Origin of the sequence: Paraburkholderia sp. J7 (assembly GCF_905220155.1) — a bacterium.
In the GTDB taxonomy this organism is placed as follows: domain Bacteria; phylum Pseudomonadota; class Gammaproteobacteria; order Burkholderiales; family Burkholderiaceae; genus Paraburkholderia.
The window spans coordinates 67,274-82,532 of record NZ_CAJMYZ010000011.1 but is presented as its reverse complement, the minus strand read 5'-3'; the positions used below and the strand labels follow the sequence as shown (position 1 = coordinate 82,532).

The window sequence follows — 15,259 nt, the reverse complement described above, 5'->3', positions numbered from 1 at the left end:
TGGTGGTTTCAGCGTAAATCGATCGTGCTGCCCGCCGCGAGTGCGGCTGAAGCGGAGTAGGGGGTACGCGTGCGGAGTCGGCGCGGGGCCGCGAATGCGTATGCGCATGCAAGATTGAGCGCGCCGCCAACGAGGAACAGCACATAGAACCCTTGTCCAAAGCCCCATGACGTGGTGGCGATCGCCGCGCCTGCCAGCATGCCGGCATGGTGGGCGAGGCCCGGGCAGCCGGCGCCCGACGCGCGGGTCGCCCGCCCGCCGCGCATGAGCGTGGGGAGCGTCAGATAGTCGAGCACGGCGAAAGCGGGCGCAGCGAGCGCGGCCCACGGTGCAAGCGAATCTATCGTGAGCGCGGTGAGCAACGCGCCGCGCAATACGAAGAGCGCTAGCAGCGCGCGCCGGTAATCGACGCGCTCGGCGAGCCAGCCGGCGACGCCCACCACGGCGAGCGAGATCGCCACCTGTGTCACGGAAATCGCAGCGCCGCCGCACAGCGCGAAGAACTGGAAGCGCGCGAGCACACCGCTCGAAAGCCCGGCAAGCAGCGTGGGTGCAACGAGCAGCATGCCGTTGCGCCACGCTGGCGTCGTTACGTGCCGATGCGTCGAATTTGCGGCGTTCTCACCTGTACGCCGCAAGTGCAGGCATGCTGCGGCGATCAGGGCGGCGCCGCCCAGTATGAGCGGCGTCTGTGCCCCCGTCGCGCCGGCACGCGCGCCTTCGCCCGTTGCCGCCATCGTGAGTACGAGTGCGCTCGCGACCGGTACGGTGGCGCGCGTAACGAAGCAGCGTGCGAGCACGCCGGGCACCAGCGCCATCGAAAGCAAGGCAATTGCGCTTGCGGCGAATGCGGCAAACGATGCGCCGGCCTGCATCGCCGCGCTCATGATGCCTGCGGCAAGCGCGCTTGCGCCGCCTGTGATCGCCGCCCAGAGGCACAAGAGCCGTGCCACGTGCATCACAGCAAGGCGGCGCTCGCGCGGCATCATTGCGTGCTCACTGCTTGCTGTGGCAGCACGATTTCCCTTCGGGCGCAGGTGCGCCGTCCTGCACGCTGTGCGGATCGCGCCCGCCCGGCAGGTCCATCGCCGCATTGCCGTAGAAGAAGTTATTGGGCTTGAGCATGAAGCCCGCATACTCCACCGGCATCACGGGGAAATCCTCGGGCTTGCACACGTGCGTGTGCCCGAAGCTGTGCCACAGCACGATGTCCTCGTTCTCCACGTTGCGGTTCGCCTCGATATAGCGCGGCAGGCCGTCGCCGCCCGCGTGCTGGTTCGGGTAGTCGCCGCTCGCGTAGCGCTGCGTCGTGTCGTACGGCGTGACCCACACGTGGCGCGTGGCGAAACCGCCGCGCTGGCGCACCTTCGAGTTGGGATCGGCGAGCATGAGCGGCGAGTCGTTGACGATGAGCTTGTAGCCCGGATTCGCGCCCACGCGGTTTTTCACGTTCGGATTCACGACTTTCCAGAAGCGCCCGGTCTGACCGTTGGCGTTGCGCGCCGCTTCCTGCTCGGTCTTGAGCACGCGTTTGGTCGTATCGAACACGTTGCCGTACGGATTCTCCGCGCCCATCGCACGCGGCACGAATTCGTGCTCGGTCACGGAGTTCTTCTCGCCATCCACCATCATGTGCAGGCGCGCGTTGAAGAAGTGCTGATGCGTCGGGCCGCCCAGGTTTTCCGTGACCATGCCGCCCCACGGGTACGTGTCGCCGTCCGCCACCGCCGAAGTCTGGATGATGCCCGTGAGCTTGCATTCGAGCTGGATCGTGCCGTCCTGATAGAAGTACCAGTAAAAGCCGTAGTCGTAATTGCCCACGGTTGCGAAGAACGAGATGACGAGGCGGCGCGAGCGGCGCATCTCGAACACGCCGGTGCGGAATTCGTAGTGCTTCCAGAGCGTGCCGTAATCTTCTTCGTGCAGGCACACGGCGTTCTTCATGGTGAAGCCGTTGCCGAAATCGTCGGCGGAAGGAATGTCGAAATAGCGGATCGTGCCAAGGCAATCGCAGCCCAGTTCGAGCTGGTTCGCGAGCTTGCCGAGTCCGTATTCACCCGCGTCGAACGCGCTTTTCCAGTAGTGGTTCGTGGTGGGGTCCGAGTAGGGCACGCACATCTCGGTCACGCTCGCGCGGTACACGATCGGGCGCGGCGCGCTCTTGCCGTCGTCCCAGGTGATCTGGTGCAGCACGAGCCCTTCACGCGGCGTGAAGCCCACGCGGAATTTCCAGTTCTGCCAACTAACCTGCCAGCCGTCTATCGTAAAGCTCGGCCCTTCGGGCTGGCTGATGGAGAGCGGCTTGACGGTGGCGCGCGGCTCGCCGAGGCTCGGCGTGTCGTAGTTGTGCTTGGCGCGCGGGATGGGGATGATACGGCCGTCGTCGATCAGCTCGATCACCTTGTGCGCCAGCAGGTCCACCACGGCGACGACGCCTTCGATGGGGTGCGCATAGCCATTGTCGGTCAACGACTCGCGGTAGTAGCTCACGCAGCGCACGAGGCGGCGGCCGTTTTCGTTCGGGCGGTCGAAGGCGCCTGCGGAGAACGGATCGACTTGCACACGCTCGAGATCGTCTTCGGTGAGGCCGCGCTTCTTGACGGCCGCGCGCCACGCAGTGTCTTCCTTCACGATGCGCTCCGCATTCATGAAGTCTTCGATCATCACGGGCGGCTGGCCATAGGGCGCGCTTTGCAGTGCGAGCGCCTTGCGCGATTCCACTTTTTTCTCGCGCAGGTCCACGACGAATTCGAGCGTCTGGCTACGCGTGCGGTCGATCGCGATGACAAAGGCGCGGCGCGAATAGTACTCGCCGGGTTGGTAGGCGAGCACTTCCGCCTTGGGCGGTTCATGCAGTTCGGTAACGGGAAAGCGCCCATATTCATCGAGCTGCTCGGCGGCTTTCACGATGTCACAGGCAAGCTGCATTTCGGCGAGGCTCAATGGGTCGAGCGGATGCGCGTTCGGTTTCGTGTTCATAAGCATTTCGTAAGGATGACGTTGGGCGCAACAGGGCAGGCGACGGTATGAGGAATTCGCATTCGTCTCATGCCTTGTCGATGGGTCAATCGTAGAAACGCCGTATTTTTTTCGCGCTTGCAAAACGCGCCAAAGGGGCGATAGAGTGCGCCAGAGACGAACGATGGTTCAAGCCGTCGACGCATACAGGCCCTAATGGAGCGAGACATGAAAAGAGTGCCTGTCAATAGCGGTTTCCCCATGATTCGCGGCGCCGTGATGGGTCCCATCGTGCGTGCGCTCGACGCCGCTGGTGCGGACTGCGATGCATTGCTGGCTGAGTTCGGCTTGAGCCGCCGGCAGCTTTCCAATCCCTATGAAATCGTGGCGCTGGGGCGTTATGTGGGCGCATTCGAACGCGCGGCGCAGGTGCTCGACGAACCGTTTCTCGGTCTGCGCTTAGGCGCCGAATTGCAGCTCACGGAACTGGGGCCAGCTGGCCTCGTGTTCATGTCGTCGCCCACGCTCGGCGCCGCAATCCGTAAGTTCACCGATACGCTTGGCTCGTGGCAGAGCGCAACGGCCGTCGACCTCGTGACCGACAACGCATGGCCGATGTGGAGCTACCGCATTGCACATACGCAGATCTGGCCGCGCCGGCAGGACGCCGAATACAGCGTGTCGGCGATGTGCCACATGATTCGTCAGGTGCGTGGCGCGGCGTGGACGCCGTGTGAGATTCATTTCGAACACGCGGCGCCCGAGGACCTCAAGCCATATATGCGGCTCTTTCGCGTGCCGGTGCGGTTCCAGCAGCCGGCAAACGGCGTGGTCGTGCACCCGCACGATCTCGACACGCCGCTCAAAAGCGCCGACGTGCAGATGGCGCGCATGATGGAGCGCCACGCCACCGACCTCATTTCGCGCGACACGATCCCGCATACGCTCGTGGACCAGGTCCGCGATCTCGTGACGCGACGGCTCGCGCGCGAGAAGCTCGTGGTCGGCGACATCGCGAAGGACCTCGGGCTTTCGGACCGCTCCTTGCAGCGGCATCTCGCCGACGCCGGCACTTCCGTGCGCCAGATCATTCGCGAGGAGCGCGAACGCAGCGTGGCGGTGCTGCGCGAGCAGGAGGGCATGACCAACGCTGCTGTGGCCCGCGCGGTGGGGTATGCCGACGCCACCGTGCTATGGCGCGCAACGCGCAACTGGCAAGCAGTGAAAGCTAAATGATGGCTGTCGGTAAGTATGTGGACTGAATAAAGTACGAATTTCCAGTTCACGGCATTGATCAGGATGCCGAAGGTAATCTCGACCGCTTCACGGCGGTTAAGTGAAAACCCGCTCCAGCCCTGGCGCACTTTATCGAGTATTTGGCGCGTTGCGCCAAGTCGGCGAATTTATTAGCTGCCTACCATGCGCTCAATCCGAATCGGGAAATTCGATTCGTCGAGCGCCAGAGGCACGCGGTTCTTCATCGTGTCGTATGGCGAACCCAGAACAGACACCAGCAGAGGCAACGATGAACGAACCGTATTCTCCCGCTCACCTCGTTGGAGACGACGCGGCAGTGGACTCACAACGCAGCCTGCTCGGGCTTTGGCAGATCGTCTTTCTCGTCATTTCCGCAGCGGCGCCGCTCACCGGCATGCTCGGCGCGGTGCCGCCGGCCATCAGTCTCGGCAACGGCGCGGGCATTCCCGGCGCATTCGTGATCGCGGGCATCGTGCTGCTCGTGTTCAGCGTGGGCTTCGCTTCGATGAGCCGGCACATCGTGCGCGCCGGCGCGTTCTACGCCTACATCACGGCTGGTTTCGGGCGTCCCGTCGGCATGGCCGGCGCGCTCGTCGCGCTGCTCTCGTACACGAGCATCCAGATTGCGCTGTACGGCCTGTTCGGCTTCTTCTGCACAGTGGTGCTCGGGCCATTGATGCATAGTTCGCTGCCGTGGTACGCGTATTCGTTCGCGTGCCTCGTCGTCGTGCAGTTCACCGGCATTCGCGGCATCGACCTGAATAGCCGTCTGCTCGGCGTGCTCATGTGTCTCGAACTCGGCATCCTGTTGCTGCTGAGCCTCGCGATCGTCATTCATCATGGCGGACCGGACGGCCTCACGCTTGCGCCGTTTTCGCCGCGCCACGTATTCAGCGGCCATCTCGGCATTGCGGTGATGTTCGCGCTCGCGTCGTTTATCGGCTTCGAGGCCACGGCGATCTACGGCAAGGAGTGCCGCGACCCGAAGGTCACGGTGCCGCGTGCCACCTATGTTTCTGTCACGCTGATTCTCGTGTTCTTCGCGTTTGTCACGTGGGCCATCGTTTGCGCCTACGGCATCAGCAACGTGACGGACGTGGCGACGAAGCAGCCGGGCGACTTCTGGTTCATCCAGTCGACGCAGTACCTGGGCGGCGCGATGACCACGACGATGAGCTTCCTGCTGCTTTCCAGCATCTTCGCGAGCCTGCTGTCGTTCCACAACACGATCGTGCGTTACATCCACGCACTTTCGGGGGAGGGGATTCTTCCCGCCGTGCTCGATCGTCTGCATCCGAAGTATGGTTCGCCGTATCTCGCGAGCTATCTGCAGACGCTTTCGGTTGCGGTGCCGGTGGGCCTTTTCGTAATCGCGGGCAGCGATCCGTTCAATATCGTGTTCAGCTGGGGTTCGGCGCTCGGCACCATCGGCATCGTCATGCTGCAGGCGGTCACGAGCTTCTCGGTGGCGGCATTTTTCCGCGCCACGAAAAAGGACACGCGCCTCTGGCACGCGTTCCTGGCGCCTGTGCTCGGCGGCTGCGGTCTGCTCTCCATCGGCATCGTGCTGATCGGCAACCTCGACGCGCTCGCGGGCTCCGATAGCCCTGTCGTGCGCGCGTTCCCCTGGATCGTGCTCGCGGCCGCACTGGTCGGCGTGGCGATTGCGATGATCCTCAAGCGCTCGCGCCCGGACATCTACGCGCGATTCGGTCAATAGCGCCGCGCCGCGACGCGCTTCGCGCGAACCCCACGATTCACGCAGTTTCCTGCAGTTTCCCATAGTTCCAGACAAGAGCGGCGCGCCAGACGCGCCGCGCTCCGGTCGCGCGCGTGCATGCATGCAAGGGCGTGGCCTATCTCTCATCGAAAAGACAACGACATGGCAAATACCGTCAAGCGCACGGCACTGGCGCTGGCTTCCTGCGCCTTCGCGATTGGCGCGCACGCGCAATCTTCAGTCACGCTTTACGGCACGGTGGACGCGGGCCTCGTTTATTCGACCAACCAGCAGACCACGCACGCAGACGGCAGCACGAGCGGCCACGCAAACTGGCAACTGGGCGGCGGCAACCTCGTGCCGTCGCGCTGGGGTCTCACGGGCAGCGAGGACATCGGTGGCGGCACGAGCGTGAACTTCACGCTGGAAAACAGCTTCTTTTCGCAGAACGGCGCACTGCTGCAGGGCGGCACACTCTTCAACCGCAATGCCTGGGTGGGCGTCGCAAACAGCCGCTACGGCACGCTCACGCTTGGCCGCCAGTACGATCCGTTTTCCGACGACCTGGGCGCCTACGTGTCGAGCAACAACTGGGCAACGCTCTATGGTTCGCACTTTGGGGACGTGGACAATCTCAACGAAGCGTTCAACTTCAATAACTCGATCAAATATGTGAGCCCGAGTTTCGGCGGCTTCACACTTGGCGGCCTGTTCAGTTTTGGCGGCGTGGCGGGGAATTTCTCGCAGAACCGTGGCTGGTCGTTGGCTGCAAATTACGCCAACGGGCCGCTTTCGCTTTCTGCCGGTTACCTCGAATTGCGCAATCCGCTGCAGGCAGCGCTCGGCGGCGAGAGCGGTTATATCGGCGACTTTAGCTGCAGCAATCCGAATGCATCGTACTGCGAACTACAAAACGCGCAACGCATCAGCATTTTTGGCGCAGGCGGCTCGTACGCGTTCGACAAGATCAGCGTGGCGCTCAGCTATACGCACACGCGCTTGTCGCAGAGTCTCTATTTCGCGGACGCGGCGCGACCACAAGGCGCGGACATTTCGTTCGACATTGCCGAGTTGAATACGACGTGGCAATACTCGCCCGCGCTGCAGTTCGGCTTCGCTTATATCTTCAACGATGCGCATCCGGACGGCGGATCGTCCACGCGGCTGCATCAGATCAACCTCGGCGCGGTCTACAGCCTGTCCAAGCGTACGGCGGTTTATGCGGTGGCGATCGGGCAGAAGTCGTCGGGGGCAGGGCTTGGGATCGACGCCACGAGCGGCGCGACGCAGAACCTGGCGCAGATCCCGAATCTCGTGAATTCGGACACCGACAAGCAGCTCGCCGTGATCGCGGGCATTCGCCACAACTTCTAAGCGAGGAACCGCGGCGCAGCATGATGCGCCGCGGCAACCCCGGGCGCGTGCACGCTTCGCAAGCCGCCCGCGCCGTTCGGCAGTAGAATGTTCGGGTCCGCTTTTCGTGTGAGCCCGCACATGAAAGTTGCCTTGTTTGTCCCTTGCTTCATCGACGCGTTCTACCCCGAGGTGGCCATCGCCACACTGGAATTGCTCGAGCGCTTCGGCTGCGAGGTCGACTATCCGCTAGATCAAACCTGCTGTGGCCAGCCCATGGCCAACAGCGGCGCGCAGGCCGAGGCAGCCGGCGCGGAGCGGGTATTTGCCCGCGCCTTCGCGGGCTACGACTATATCGTCGGGCCTTCGGCGAGCTGCGTGAATCACGTGCGCGACCATTTCACCGCTATCGAGCAGACCGAAGCAGTGCGCAAGGTGCGCGAGAGCACGTATGAACTCGTCGAGTTCCTGCACGACGTGCTGGGCGCGCGCGAATTTCCCTGGGCCGAATTTCCCTGGCGCGTAGGTTTGCACAATAGCTGCAGCGCGCTGCGCCATTTGAAGGAAGCGTCCGTTTCGGAAATCGCAGGCCCGGTGTTCTCGAAACCGCTCGCGCTGCTCGAACATGTGAAGGGCATCGAGTTCGTGAAGCCGGCGCGCCCCGACGAATGCTGTGGCTTTGGCGGCACGTTCGCCGTAACCGAAGAAGCGGTGTCGGTGCGCATGGGCCAGGACAAGGTGGTCGATCACGTAAGCGCGGGCGCGCAGTACATCGTTTCCGCCGACATGTCCTGCCTCATGCACCAGCAGGGCTGCGCCGAACGCATGAGCGCGGACATCCGCTTCATTCATATTGCCCAGGTGCTCAACGGAGCGCGCGAATGAAGCGAGTCGAACATGCAAAGCTCGCCGGCGCGTTTCTCTCGCGGCCCGAGCATGTGGCCTTCCACGACAAACGTCTGTGGGACTTGCGCTCGAAACGCGACGCGCAGGCTCACGCCATTCCCGAATGGGAAATGCTGCGCACGCTCGCCTCGCAAATCAAGGCGCATACGCTCTCGCATCTTGCCGACTACCTCGACCATTTCACGCGCACGGCGCAGGCCAATGGCGTACAGGTCCACTTTGCGGATACGGCCGAGGAGCACAACGAAATCGTGTATCGCATTCTGAGCGAGCGCGGCATGACCGCGCTCGTGAAGAGCAAGTCCATGCTCACTGACGAGTGCGAGATGCGCCCGTATCTGGAGTCGCGCGGCATTTCGGTGATGGAGACCGACCTTGGCGAGCGCATCCAGCAACTCGACAGGCAGCCGCCCAGCCATATCGTCGTGCCCGCCGTGCACAAGCTGCGCGACGACGTGGCCGAAGTGTTCGGCCGCACCATCGGCACGGACCCGCACAACAACGACATTCACTATCTGGCGGAAAGCCAGCGCATGAATACGCGGCCGTGGTTCGTGCGCGAGAAAACGGCGGGCATGACCGGCTGTAATTTCGCGGTGGCCGAAACGGGGACGGTGGTGGTGTGCACCAATGAGGGCAACGCGGACCTTTCCGCCAACGTGCCGCCGCTGCATATCGTCTCGATGGGCATCGAGAAGCTGATTCCCCGGTTGTCCGATCTCGGCGTATTCGTGCGCATGCTCTCGCGCAGCGCGCTCGGCTCGCCTATCACGCAATACACTTCGCATTTTCGCGCGCCTCGGCCCGGCGCCGAAATGCACTTCGTGCTCGTCGACAACGGCCGTACCGAGCGGCTCGCGATGCCCGAGTTCTGGTACTCGCTCAAGTGCATTCGCTGCGGCGCGTGCATGAATACGTGTCCCGTGTACCGGCGCAGCGGCGGTCTCTCGTACGGCAGCACCTATGCGGGGCCGATCGGCGCGATCATCAATCCGACCTTCGATCTCAAGCGCTTCAGCGCATTGCCGTTCGCGTCTACGCTCAACGGCAGCTGCACGAATGTGTGCCCGGTGAAGATCAATATTCACGAGCAGATCTACCAGTGGCGGCAAGTCATCGCGGCGCAGCACGAAGTGCCGTTCGTGAAGCAGGAGGTGCTGAAGATGGCAGGCCGGTTGCTCGGCAGTCCGACGCTTTATCGTGGCGCGATGAAGTCGCTCGAAGGCGCGTTGCGCCGCTTGCCCAATTTCATGCTCTACAACCCGCTCAATATCTGGGGCAAACAGCGCGATCTGCCACACGTGCCGCGCACCACGTTCCATGCGTGGTACCGGAAAAACCGCAAGGGAGGCGGCGATGGCGGATCGTGAGGCATTTCTCGCGCGCGTGCGCGCCGCGCAACCCGCGCACGAACCGTTGCCCGAGGTGCCGTTGTTCGCCGCCCCGCCTGGCGACTTGCACGAGCGCTTTTGCGCTGCGCTCAAACTGATGGGCGGCAGCGAGACCCAGGTGCAGAGCGCGGCCGAGGTGCGCGCCATGATCCTGCGCCGCTTTGGCAGCGAGGCGCGCATCGCGTCGGCCACGCCGGAGGTGCAGGGCACGCGCGAGATCAGCGCCGCCACGCAGCCGGCGTCGCTCCAGGACGTCGACGTGGGGGTGGTGCGCGCGCGTTTCGGCGTCGCGGAAACGGGTTCGCTGTGGCTGAGCGAGCGTGAGTACGTGGTGAACGCGCTTGGCTATCTCGTGCAGCATCTCGTGGTTCTGCTCGATCCCGCGAGGCTGGTGGCGGGCTTGCAGGACGCGTACCGGCGCGACGATTTTCGCGGCGCGCGCTACGCGGCGCTCGTCACGGGGCCGTCCGCGACGGCCGATATCGAAGGCGTGCTGATCCAGGGGGCACAAGGCGTGAGGTCGTTGACGGTGGTGTGGCTGCCGGCGCCGTGACGGTTGCACGCCATGGTCATCCACGTCCTTCTCCTGAGCGGCTTTCTGCTGGCGAGCATCGCGCTCGTTCAGGCAGTGAGCCTGCGCTGGTCGATTTCCGAATCGGTCTTGCTGGCCGCGTGGGGTTTCACGCTCGGCGGCATCTATCTCGTGAGCGGTGAGGCCTGGCCCGCGCTCTCTGCCAACTTCGTGATACCTGCGCTCGCGCCGCGGCTGCCGCCCGAGGCGTACTTGTGGATCTTCCTGCCGCCGTTGCTATTCCAGGCCGCGCTCAGTGTGAACGTGCGCGAGATGCTCGGCGACGCGGCGCCCATTTTGCTGCTCGCCGTGGTGGCCGTGTTCGTCGCGACCGGCGTGGTGGGCGGCGCGGTCCGGCTCACGGGTCTCGGTCCGCTCGCCGACGGCCTCCTGCTCGGCGCGATGATCGCGACCACCGACCCCTCCGCCGTGCTGGCCGTGTTCCGCGAAGTGGGCGCGCCGGAGCGGCTCGTGCGCCTCGTGGAAGGCGAGAGCCTCCTCAACGATGCGGCCGCCATTGCCATTGCCGGCGTGCTGATCGCCGCGATCACCGGCGACGCCGCCAATGTGTCGGCCACGGCCGCGCTGCGTGCACTCGGTATCGCGCTTGGCGGCGGCCTGCTGGTCGGGGCGCTGGCCGGGCGCCTGTTCGCGTGGCTCTTGCCGTTGCTGGGCGGGGAGGGCAAGGCCGAGATCTCGCTCAGTTTCGCGCTGCCGTATCCGCTTTATCTTCTCGCCGACCAGATGTTGCACGTCTCGGGCGTGGTGGCCGTGGTCGCGGCCGGGCTCGTCATTAGCGGCCTGGGGAGCACGCGGCTGTCGCCTGTGAACTGGAAGCATCTGCAACTGATCTGGGAACAGATCGCGGCCATGGCGGGCGCGGCGATCTTTCTGCTCGCGGCCATGCAAATTCCAGCCACGCTGCGAAACGCGCAGTGGATCGATCTTGTCGCGCTCGCGGTGGTGGTGGTGGCGGCGTTCGTGGCGCGCGTCGTCGTGGTGTTCGGCATGCTTCCGCTCTTGAGCCGCGTGCGGCTCACCGAGCCGGTGAGCGCCGCCTACAAGCTCGTGATTGCCTGGGGCGGGTTGCGCGGCGCGGTGACGCTCGTGCTCGCGCTCGGCCTTGCGCAAGACACGGCGCTGCCCGATTCCACACGCCGTTTCGTCGCGATTCTCGCAACGGGCTTCGTGCTCGTGAGCCTGATCGTGAACGGCACGTCGCTCAAGCTGCTGATCCGCCGGCTGCATCTCGATCTGCTCTCGCCCCAGGAGCAGGCGTTGCAAAGCAAGGCGGTACAGCTTTCGTCGATTGGTGTATCCGAGCGCGTGCATATGGCGGCGCGCACCTTTCACATTCCCGATGCGATCGCCGACGAGGCCTGTCACACGTTCCGGCAGAGTGTCTATATCGGCGCCACGGGGTACGATATCGAAGCCGCGCTCTCCGACCGCGAGCGTCTCGTCATCGGCCTCGTCACGCTCGCGGCGAAGGAGCGCGACCTGATTCCGCAGTACGGCAGCGGCATCATCACGATCCGCAATCTCGACGCGATGATGCGCAACACCGACGCCATGATCGAAGAGGCGCGCGCGGGCGGGCGCCTCGGCTATCAGCGCGCCGCGGCGAAAATTCTCGCGGATACGGCGGGCATGCGCATCGCGCGCTTGCTCTATCGCTGGCTGCGCTTGCAGCAGCCGTATGTCGACGCACTCGCCGATCGTTTCGAACTCCTGATGTGTCGCCGGGTGGTGCTGCATCAGCTGATCGTATTCAACGACCAAAGCCTCACGCCGCTGCTAGGCGAGCGTCTCGCGGCGCTGCTCAAGACAATCTTGAAGACGCGCATCGAGAAGGCTGAACATGGGCTTGAGGACGTGCGCCAGTGTTTCGGTCACGCGGCCGACGTGCTCGAGCGGCGCATGCTGCTGCTCTACGCGCTGCGCGAAGGGCGCGAGCGCGTGCAGGCCATGTACGAAGACCGTTCCATTTCGAAAGAGATCTACGATTCGATCCGGCGCGAACTGGACGTCGCGTGGAAGCTCGCGGTGCCGCGGGCGCACCCGGACCTGGTGCCGGGCGAGGCTGAAGCGAAGGCTAAGGCGGTTCATACGCGCATCGACGCATTGAACGGCGCCAATGCGCATACGGAGCCCGCTGCATCGGAAGTACCCGAAGCGGCGCCCACCGATGCGGCCGCGCCGGTGGAAAACGCCTCCGCCGAGGAGCGGAGGGCGTCGCCATGACCGAAATCCAGCAGGCCTTGCTCGTATTCGTCCTGCTGCTCGGAGGCACGGGCCTGGGCGTCCTGCTGCGGCCGTTGTTGCCCGAGGAGCATCGCAAGCATGAAACCGTGCAGCTCGTGCAACTCGTGATCGGCATGCTGGTGACGTTTGCGGCGCTCGTGCTGAGCCTGCTCACCGCGTCGGCGAAATCGAGCTTCGATACGGCGACCAACGACATGCGCACCTACGCCGCCGACCTGATCCAGCTCGATCAACGCCTGCGTGATTACGGTCCCGACGCGGCAACGGCGCGCACCTTGCTGCGCGCCTATACGGCAAGCGCCATCGCCTCGACCTGGGAGCAGGAAAAGCCGCCGCCGGGCAACTACTATCCGCATGATCCAGGCGTTGGCAACGACGAACTCGAGAGCCGGCAGCTCGGCGCGCTGCTCGATTCGGTTGGGCACGAAATCGACACGCTCGTGCCGCACGACGCCTACCACCAGGCGCTCGTGAGCCCGCTCGCGCAGATGTTCGATCGCGTGACCGATACGCGCTGGCGTCTCATCGAAGAGGCGCATGGCTCGATCTCGCGGCCGTTCTTCACCATGCTCGCGCTCTGGCTGGTCCTGATCTTTCTGAGCTTTGGCCTTGTCGCGCCGCATAACGCGCTCGCGATCGTGCTGATCGTACTGGGCGCGGTGTCCATTTCATCGGCGGTCTTTGTGATCGCCGACCTCGATACGCCGTTTACGGGACAGCTCGTGGTGCCGAGCGATTCGATGCGCGACGCGCTCGCGCACATGAATGCGCCCGCTACGTAGCGACGCGAGCGAGCCATTGCGCTAGACTCGCGCGACTCGATGCGTACAGGAAAGGAGATTCGCAATGTTGCGCAAGACGCTCAATGCTTCGCGGCTGCAAGAGGAAGTGCACCGGCGCATCCACCGGCTGCAGGAGGTGGTCGACGACGGCGTGAAGATCGGCGTGCCGCGTCCGCAACTTCAAGCGCCCGATCGCAGCGGCTGCAACTGGACGATGCAGCACTTTCACAACGCGGCAGGCTTCGAGGCGAGCGTGGCGCGCGTGCTGGAGCAGATGCGTGCCGAGTACAACCTCGCGCAGGCAGAGGATGAAGCGGTAGAGGACGATGCCGGCCAGGCGGCGGACGCGAGCGATCCGTTCGGCGGGGAGAAGCGCGCTGCCGCACAGAATCCGTTTGGCGGGGCGAAGCCCGCTTCGGCTGCGAACCCGTTTGGCGACGCGAAGCCGTCGGGTAAGCAGGATCCTTTTGGAAGTGCCACGCCCGCGAGCGAGGAAGCGCCGCCGGCCAAGGGCAAGCGGCCCGCAAATCCATTCGGCGAATGATGGGTGCGCCGCACGCCGCCCGTCTCGAGCGGCGCGCGCGGTGCGATATTCAGCCTATTTTCAGTTTTCTTCCGCGGCGGCCTTGCTGCGTGTGCGGCGTGCACGCGTGGGCGCTTTCCTGGCGGCGGGCTCGGCCGGCGTAGCGGGAGCGCTCGCTGGTTCGTCCGCGGCGCTCGGCGCCGGTTCGGCGGCTTTCTTCGATGTCTTCTTGCGCGCGGGGCTCTTGCGCGCAGCCGTCTTGCGCGCTCGCGCGGGGGCGGGCGCGGCGGTCTCGACTGTTTCGAAATCGGCCGCCGATTCGGGCGTCACTGGCGCGACGTGTGCCTCTTGCGGCGCGTGGTCACGCTCGTTCGCGTCGAATGGCTCGGCGAAGAAGGGCGGCGCGGCTTCGTGCCCGTGCGCTGCATGCGCTTGAACCGGCTCGAACGGAATCTCGCCTTGCGTCTCGACCGGTTGCTCGATTGCGGCTTCGCGCGCGTCCGCCGCGCCGCCACCGCGGCCATTGCGACGGCCTTTGCGCCTGCCGCGCGGCTCTTCGGTGCGTGGCGCCGGGCTTTCCGGCGCCGACACGCTGGCGGCGGCCGACGGGAGGGGCGGCGGGTTCAGCCGCGACACCCAGGTGCCCGACTTGTCGTCGCGGCCCACTTCAAGCAGGCCGCGCGACTGCGCCTCTTCGAGCAGATTGCCGAATGCGCGAAAGCCGTAGCGCGTTTCGTTGAAGTCGGGCCGGCGGCGCTTGATGGCGCTCTTGAGCACCGAGGCCCAGATCTTGCCGCTTTCGCCGCGCTCCAGCACGAGCGCGTCGAGCGTTTCGATCGCGAGGGTAACGGCCTTCGACTTGCGTTCTTCGCCGTCCTGCTTCGGTTGGCGCTCTTCGCCGCCCTGGCGTTTCGCGCCGCCGCCGTCCTTGTTCTTGCCTTTGCCGTGCGCCTGCTGGTCGCGCGCGAGGTCGCGCACCAGGTCGTCGTAGAAGATGAACTCGTCGCAATTGGCGACGAGCAGGTCGGAAGTGGAGTGCTTCACCCCCACGCCAATCACCTTCTTGGCGTTTTCGCGCAGCTTCGAGACGAGCGGCGAAAAGTCGGAGTCGCCGCTCACGATCACGAAGGTGTCCACGTGCGACTTCGTATAGCAGAGATCGAGCGCGTCCACGACGAGGCGGATATCGGCCGAGTTCTTGCCCGACTGGCGCACGTGCGGAATTTCGATCAGCTCGAAACTCGCCTCGTGCATCGCGGCCTTGAAGCCCTTGTAGCGCTCCCAGTCGCAATAAGCCTTCTTCACGACGATGCTGCCCTTGAGCAAGAGCCGCTCCAGCACGGGCTTGATATCGAAGCGGTCGATTTTCGCGTCGCGCACGCCGAGCGCGACGTTCTCGAAGTCGCAGAACACCGCCATGCTGACGTTTTCCTGTGGGGAAGCCATGTGATTGATTCGTTCCATCTACGTTGAATTCACATGATAGCCGGTTGCACCGCGGCGGGCCGGGAATCGCGATAGCGGTGCCGCTCC

Annotated in this window: 11 protein-coding genes and 1 pseudogene; 9 read left to right on the top strand and 3 right to left on the bottom strand. The window is 64.5% G+C overall.

Annotation, left to right across the window (positions count from 1 at the left end):
* Positions 1 to 8: 8 nt before the first annotated feature.
* Positions 9 to 989 (bottom strand): hypothetical protein, encoded by a 981-nt coding sequence (locus U5A58_RS18990; RefSeq protein ID WP_321962612.1) that lies wholly within the window; start codon positions 987 to 989, stop codon positions 9 to 11.
* A 7-nt stretch (positions 990 to 996) separates the two neighbouring features.
* Positions 997 to 2,979, bottom strand: a complete 1,983-nt coding sequence (locus U5A58_RS18985; protein ID WP_321962611.1) for a primary-amine oxidase — start codon at positions 2,977 to 2,979, stop codon at positions 997 to 999.
* A gap of 207 nt (positions 2,980 to 3,186) precedes the next feature.
* Here U5A58_RS18985 and U5A58_RS18980 point away from each other — a divergent pair, with 207 nt between their 5' ends.
* The 9 genes and pseudogenes from U5A58_RS18980 to U5A58_RS18940 all read left to right on the top strand — a co-directional run.
* Positions 3,187 to 4,194, top strand: coding sequence for an AraC family transcriptional regulator (locus U5A58_RS18980; RefSeq protein WP_321912354.1), 1,008 nt, complete (start codon positions 3,187 to 3,189; stop codon positions 4,192 to 4,194).
* Positions 4,195 to 4,483: 289 nt separating this feature from the next.
* Positions 4,484 to 5,935 carry an APC family permease gene (locus tag U5A58_RS18975; protein ID WP_321962610.1) on the top strand — a complete coding sequence of 484 codons (1,452 nt, stop codon included), beginning with the start codon at positions 4,484 to 4,486 and terminating at the stop codon, positions 5,933 to 5,935.
* Between the two features lie 162 nt (positions 5,936 to 6,097).
* A complete protein-coding gene (locus tag U5A58_RS18970) occupies positions 6,098 to 7,309 on the top strand; it encodes a porin (RefSeq protein WP_321962609.1) in 1,212 nt (403 codons plus the stop codon).
* Between the two features lie 120 nt (positions 7,310 to 7,429).
* Positions 7,430 to 8,173, top strand: a complete 744-nt coding sequence (locus U5A58_RS18965; RefSeq protein ID WP_321912347.1) for a (Fe-S)-binding protein — start codon at positions 7,430 to 7,432, stop codon at positions 8,171 to 8,173.
* A complete protein-coding gene (locus U5A58_RS18960; RefSeq protein ID WP_321962608.1) occupies positions 8,170 to 9,564 on the top strand; it encodes a lactate utilization protein B in 1,395 nt (464 codons plus the stop codon). The genes U5A58_RS18965 and U5A58_RS18960 overlap by 4 nt, the downstream gene beginning before the upstream one ends.
* Positions 9,551 to 10,138, top strand: coding sequence for a LutC/YkgG family protein (locus tag U5A58_RS18955; RefSeq protein WP_321962607.1), 588 nt, complete (start codon positions 9,551 to 9,553; stop codon positions 10,136 to 10,138). Before U5A58_RS18960 ends, U5A58_RS18955 begins: the two co-directional genes overlap by 14 nt.
* A gap of 12 nt (positions 10,139 to 10,150) precedes the next feature.
* Positions 10,151 to 12,400 (top strand): cation:proton antiporter, encoded by a 2,250-nt coding sequence (locus tag U5A58_RS18950; protein ID WP_321962606.1) that lies wholly within the window; start codon positions 10,151 to 10,153, stop codon positions 12,398 to 12,400.
* A complete protein-coding gene (locus U5A58_RS18945; protein WP_321962605.1) occupies positions 12,397 to 13,203 on the top strand; it encodes a hypothetical protein in 807 nt (268 codons plus the stop codon). Before U5A58_RS18950 ends, U5A58_RS18945 begins: the two co-directional genes overlap by 4 nt.
* Positions 13,204 to 13,267: 64 nt before the next feature.
* Positions 13,268 to 13,501, top strand: a pseudogene (locus U5A58_RS18940) (hypothetical protein); the annotation flags it as partial.
* A gap of 306 nt (positions 13,502 to 13,807) precedes the next feature.
* Here the strand turns inward: U5A58_RS18940 and U5A58_RS18935 are convergent.
* Positions 13,808 to 15,172 (bottom strand): NYN domain-containing protein, encoded by a 1,365-nt coding sequence (locus U5A58_RS18935; protein ID WP_321962604.1) that lies wholly within the window; start codon positions 15,170 to 15,172, stop codon positions 13,808 to 13,810.
* Between the last annotated feature and the right edge of the window lie 87 nt (positions 15,173 to 15,259).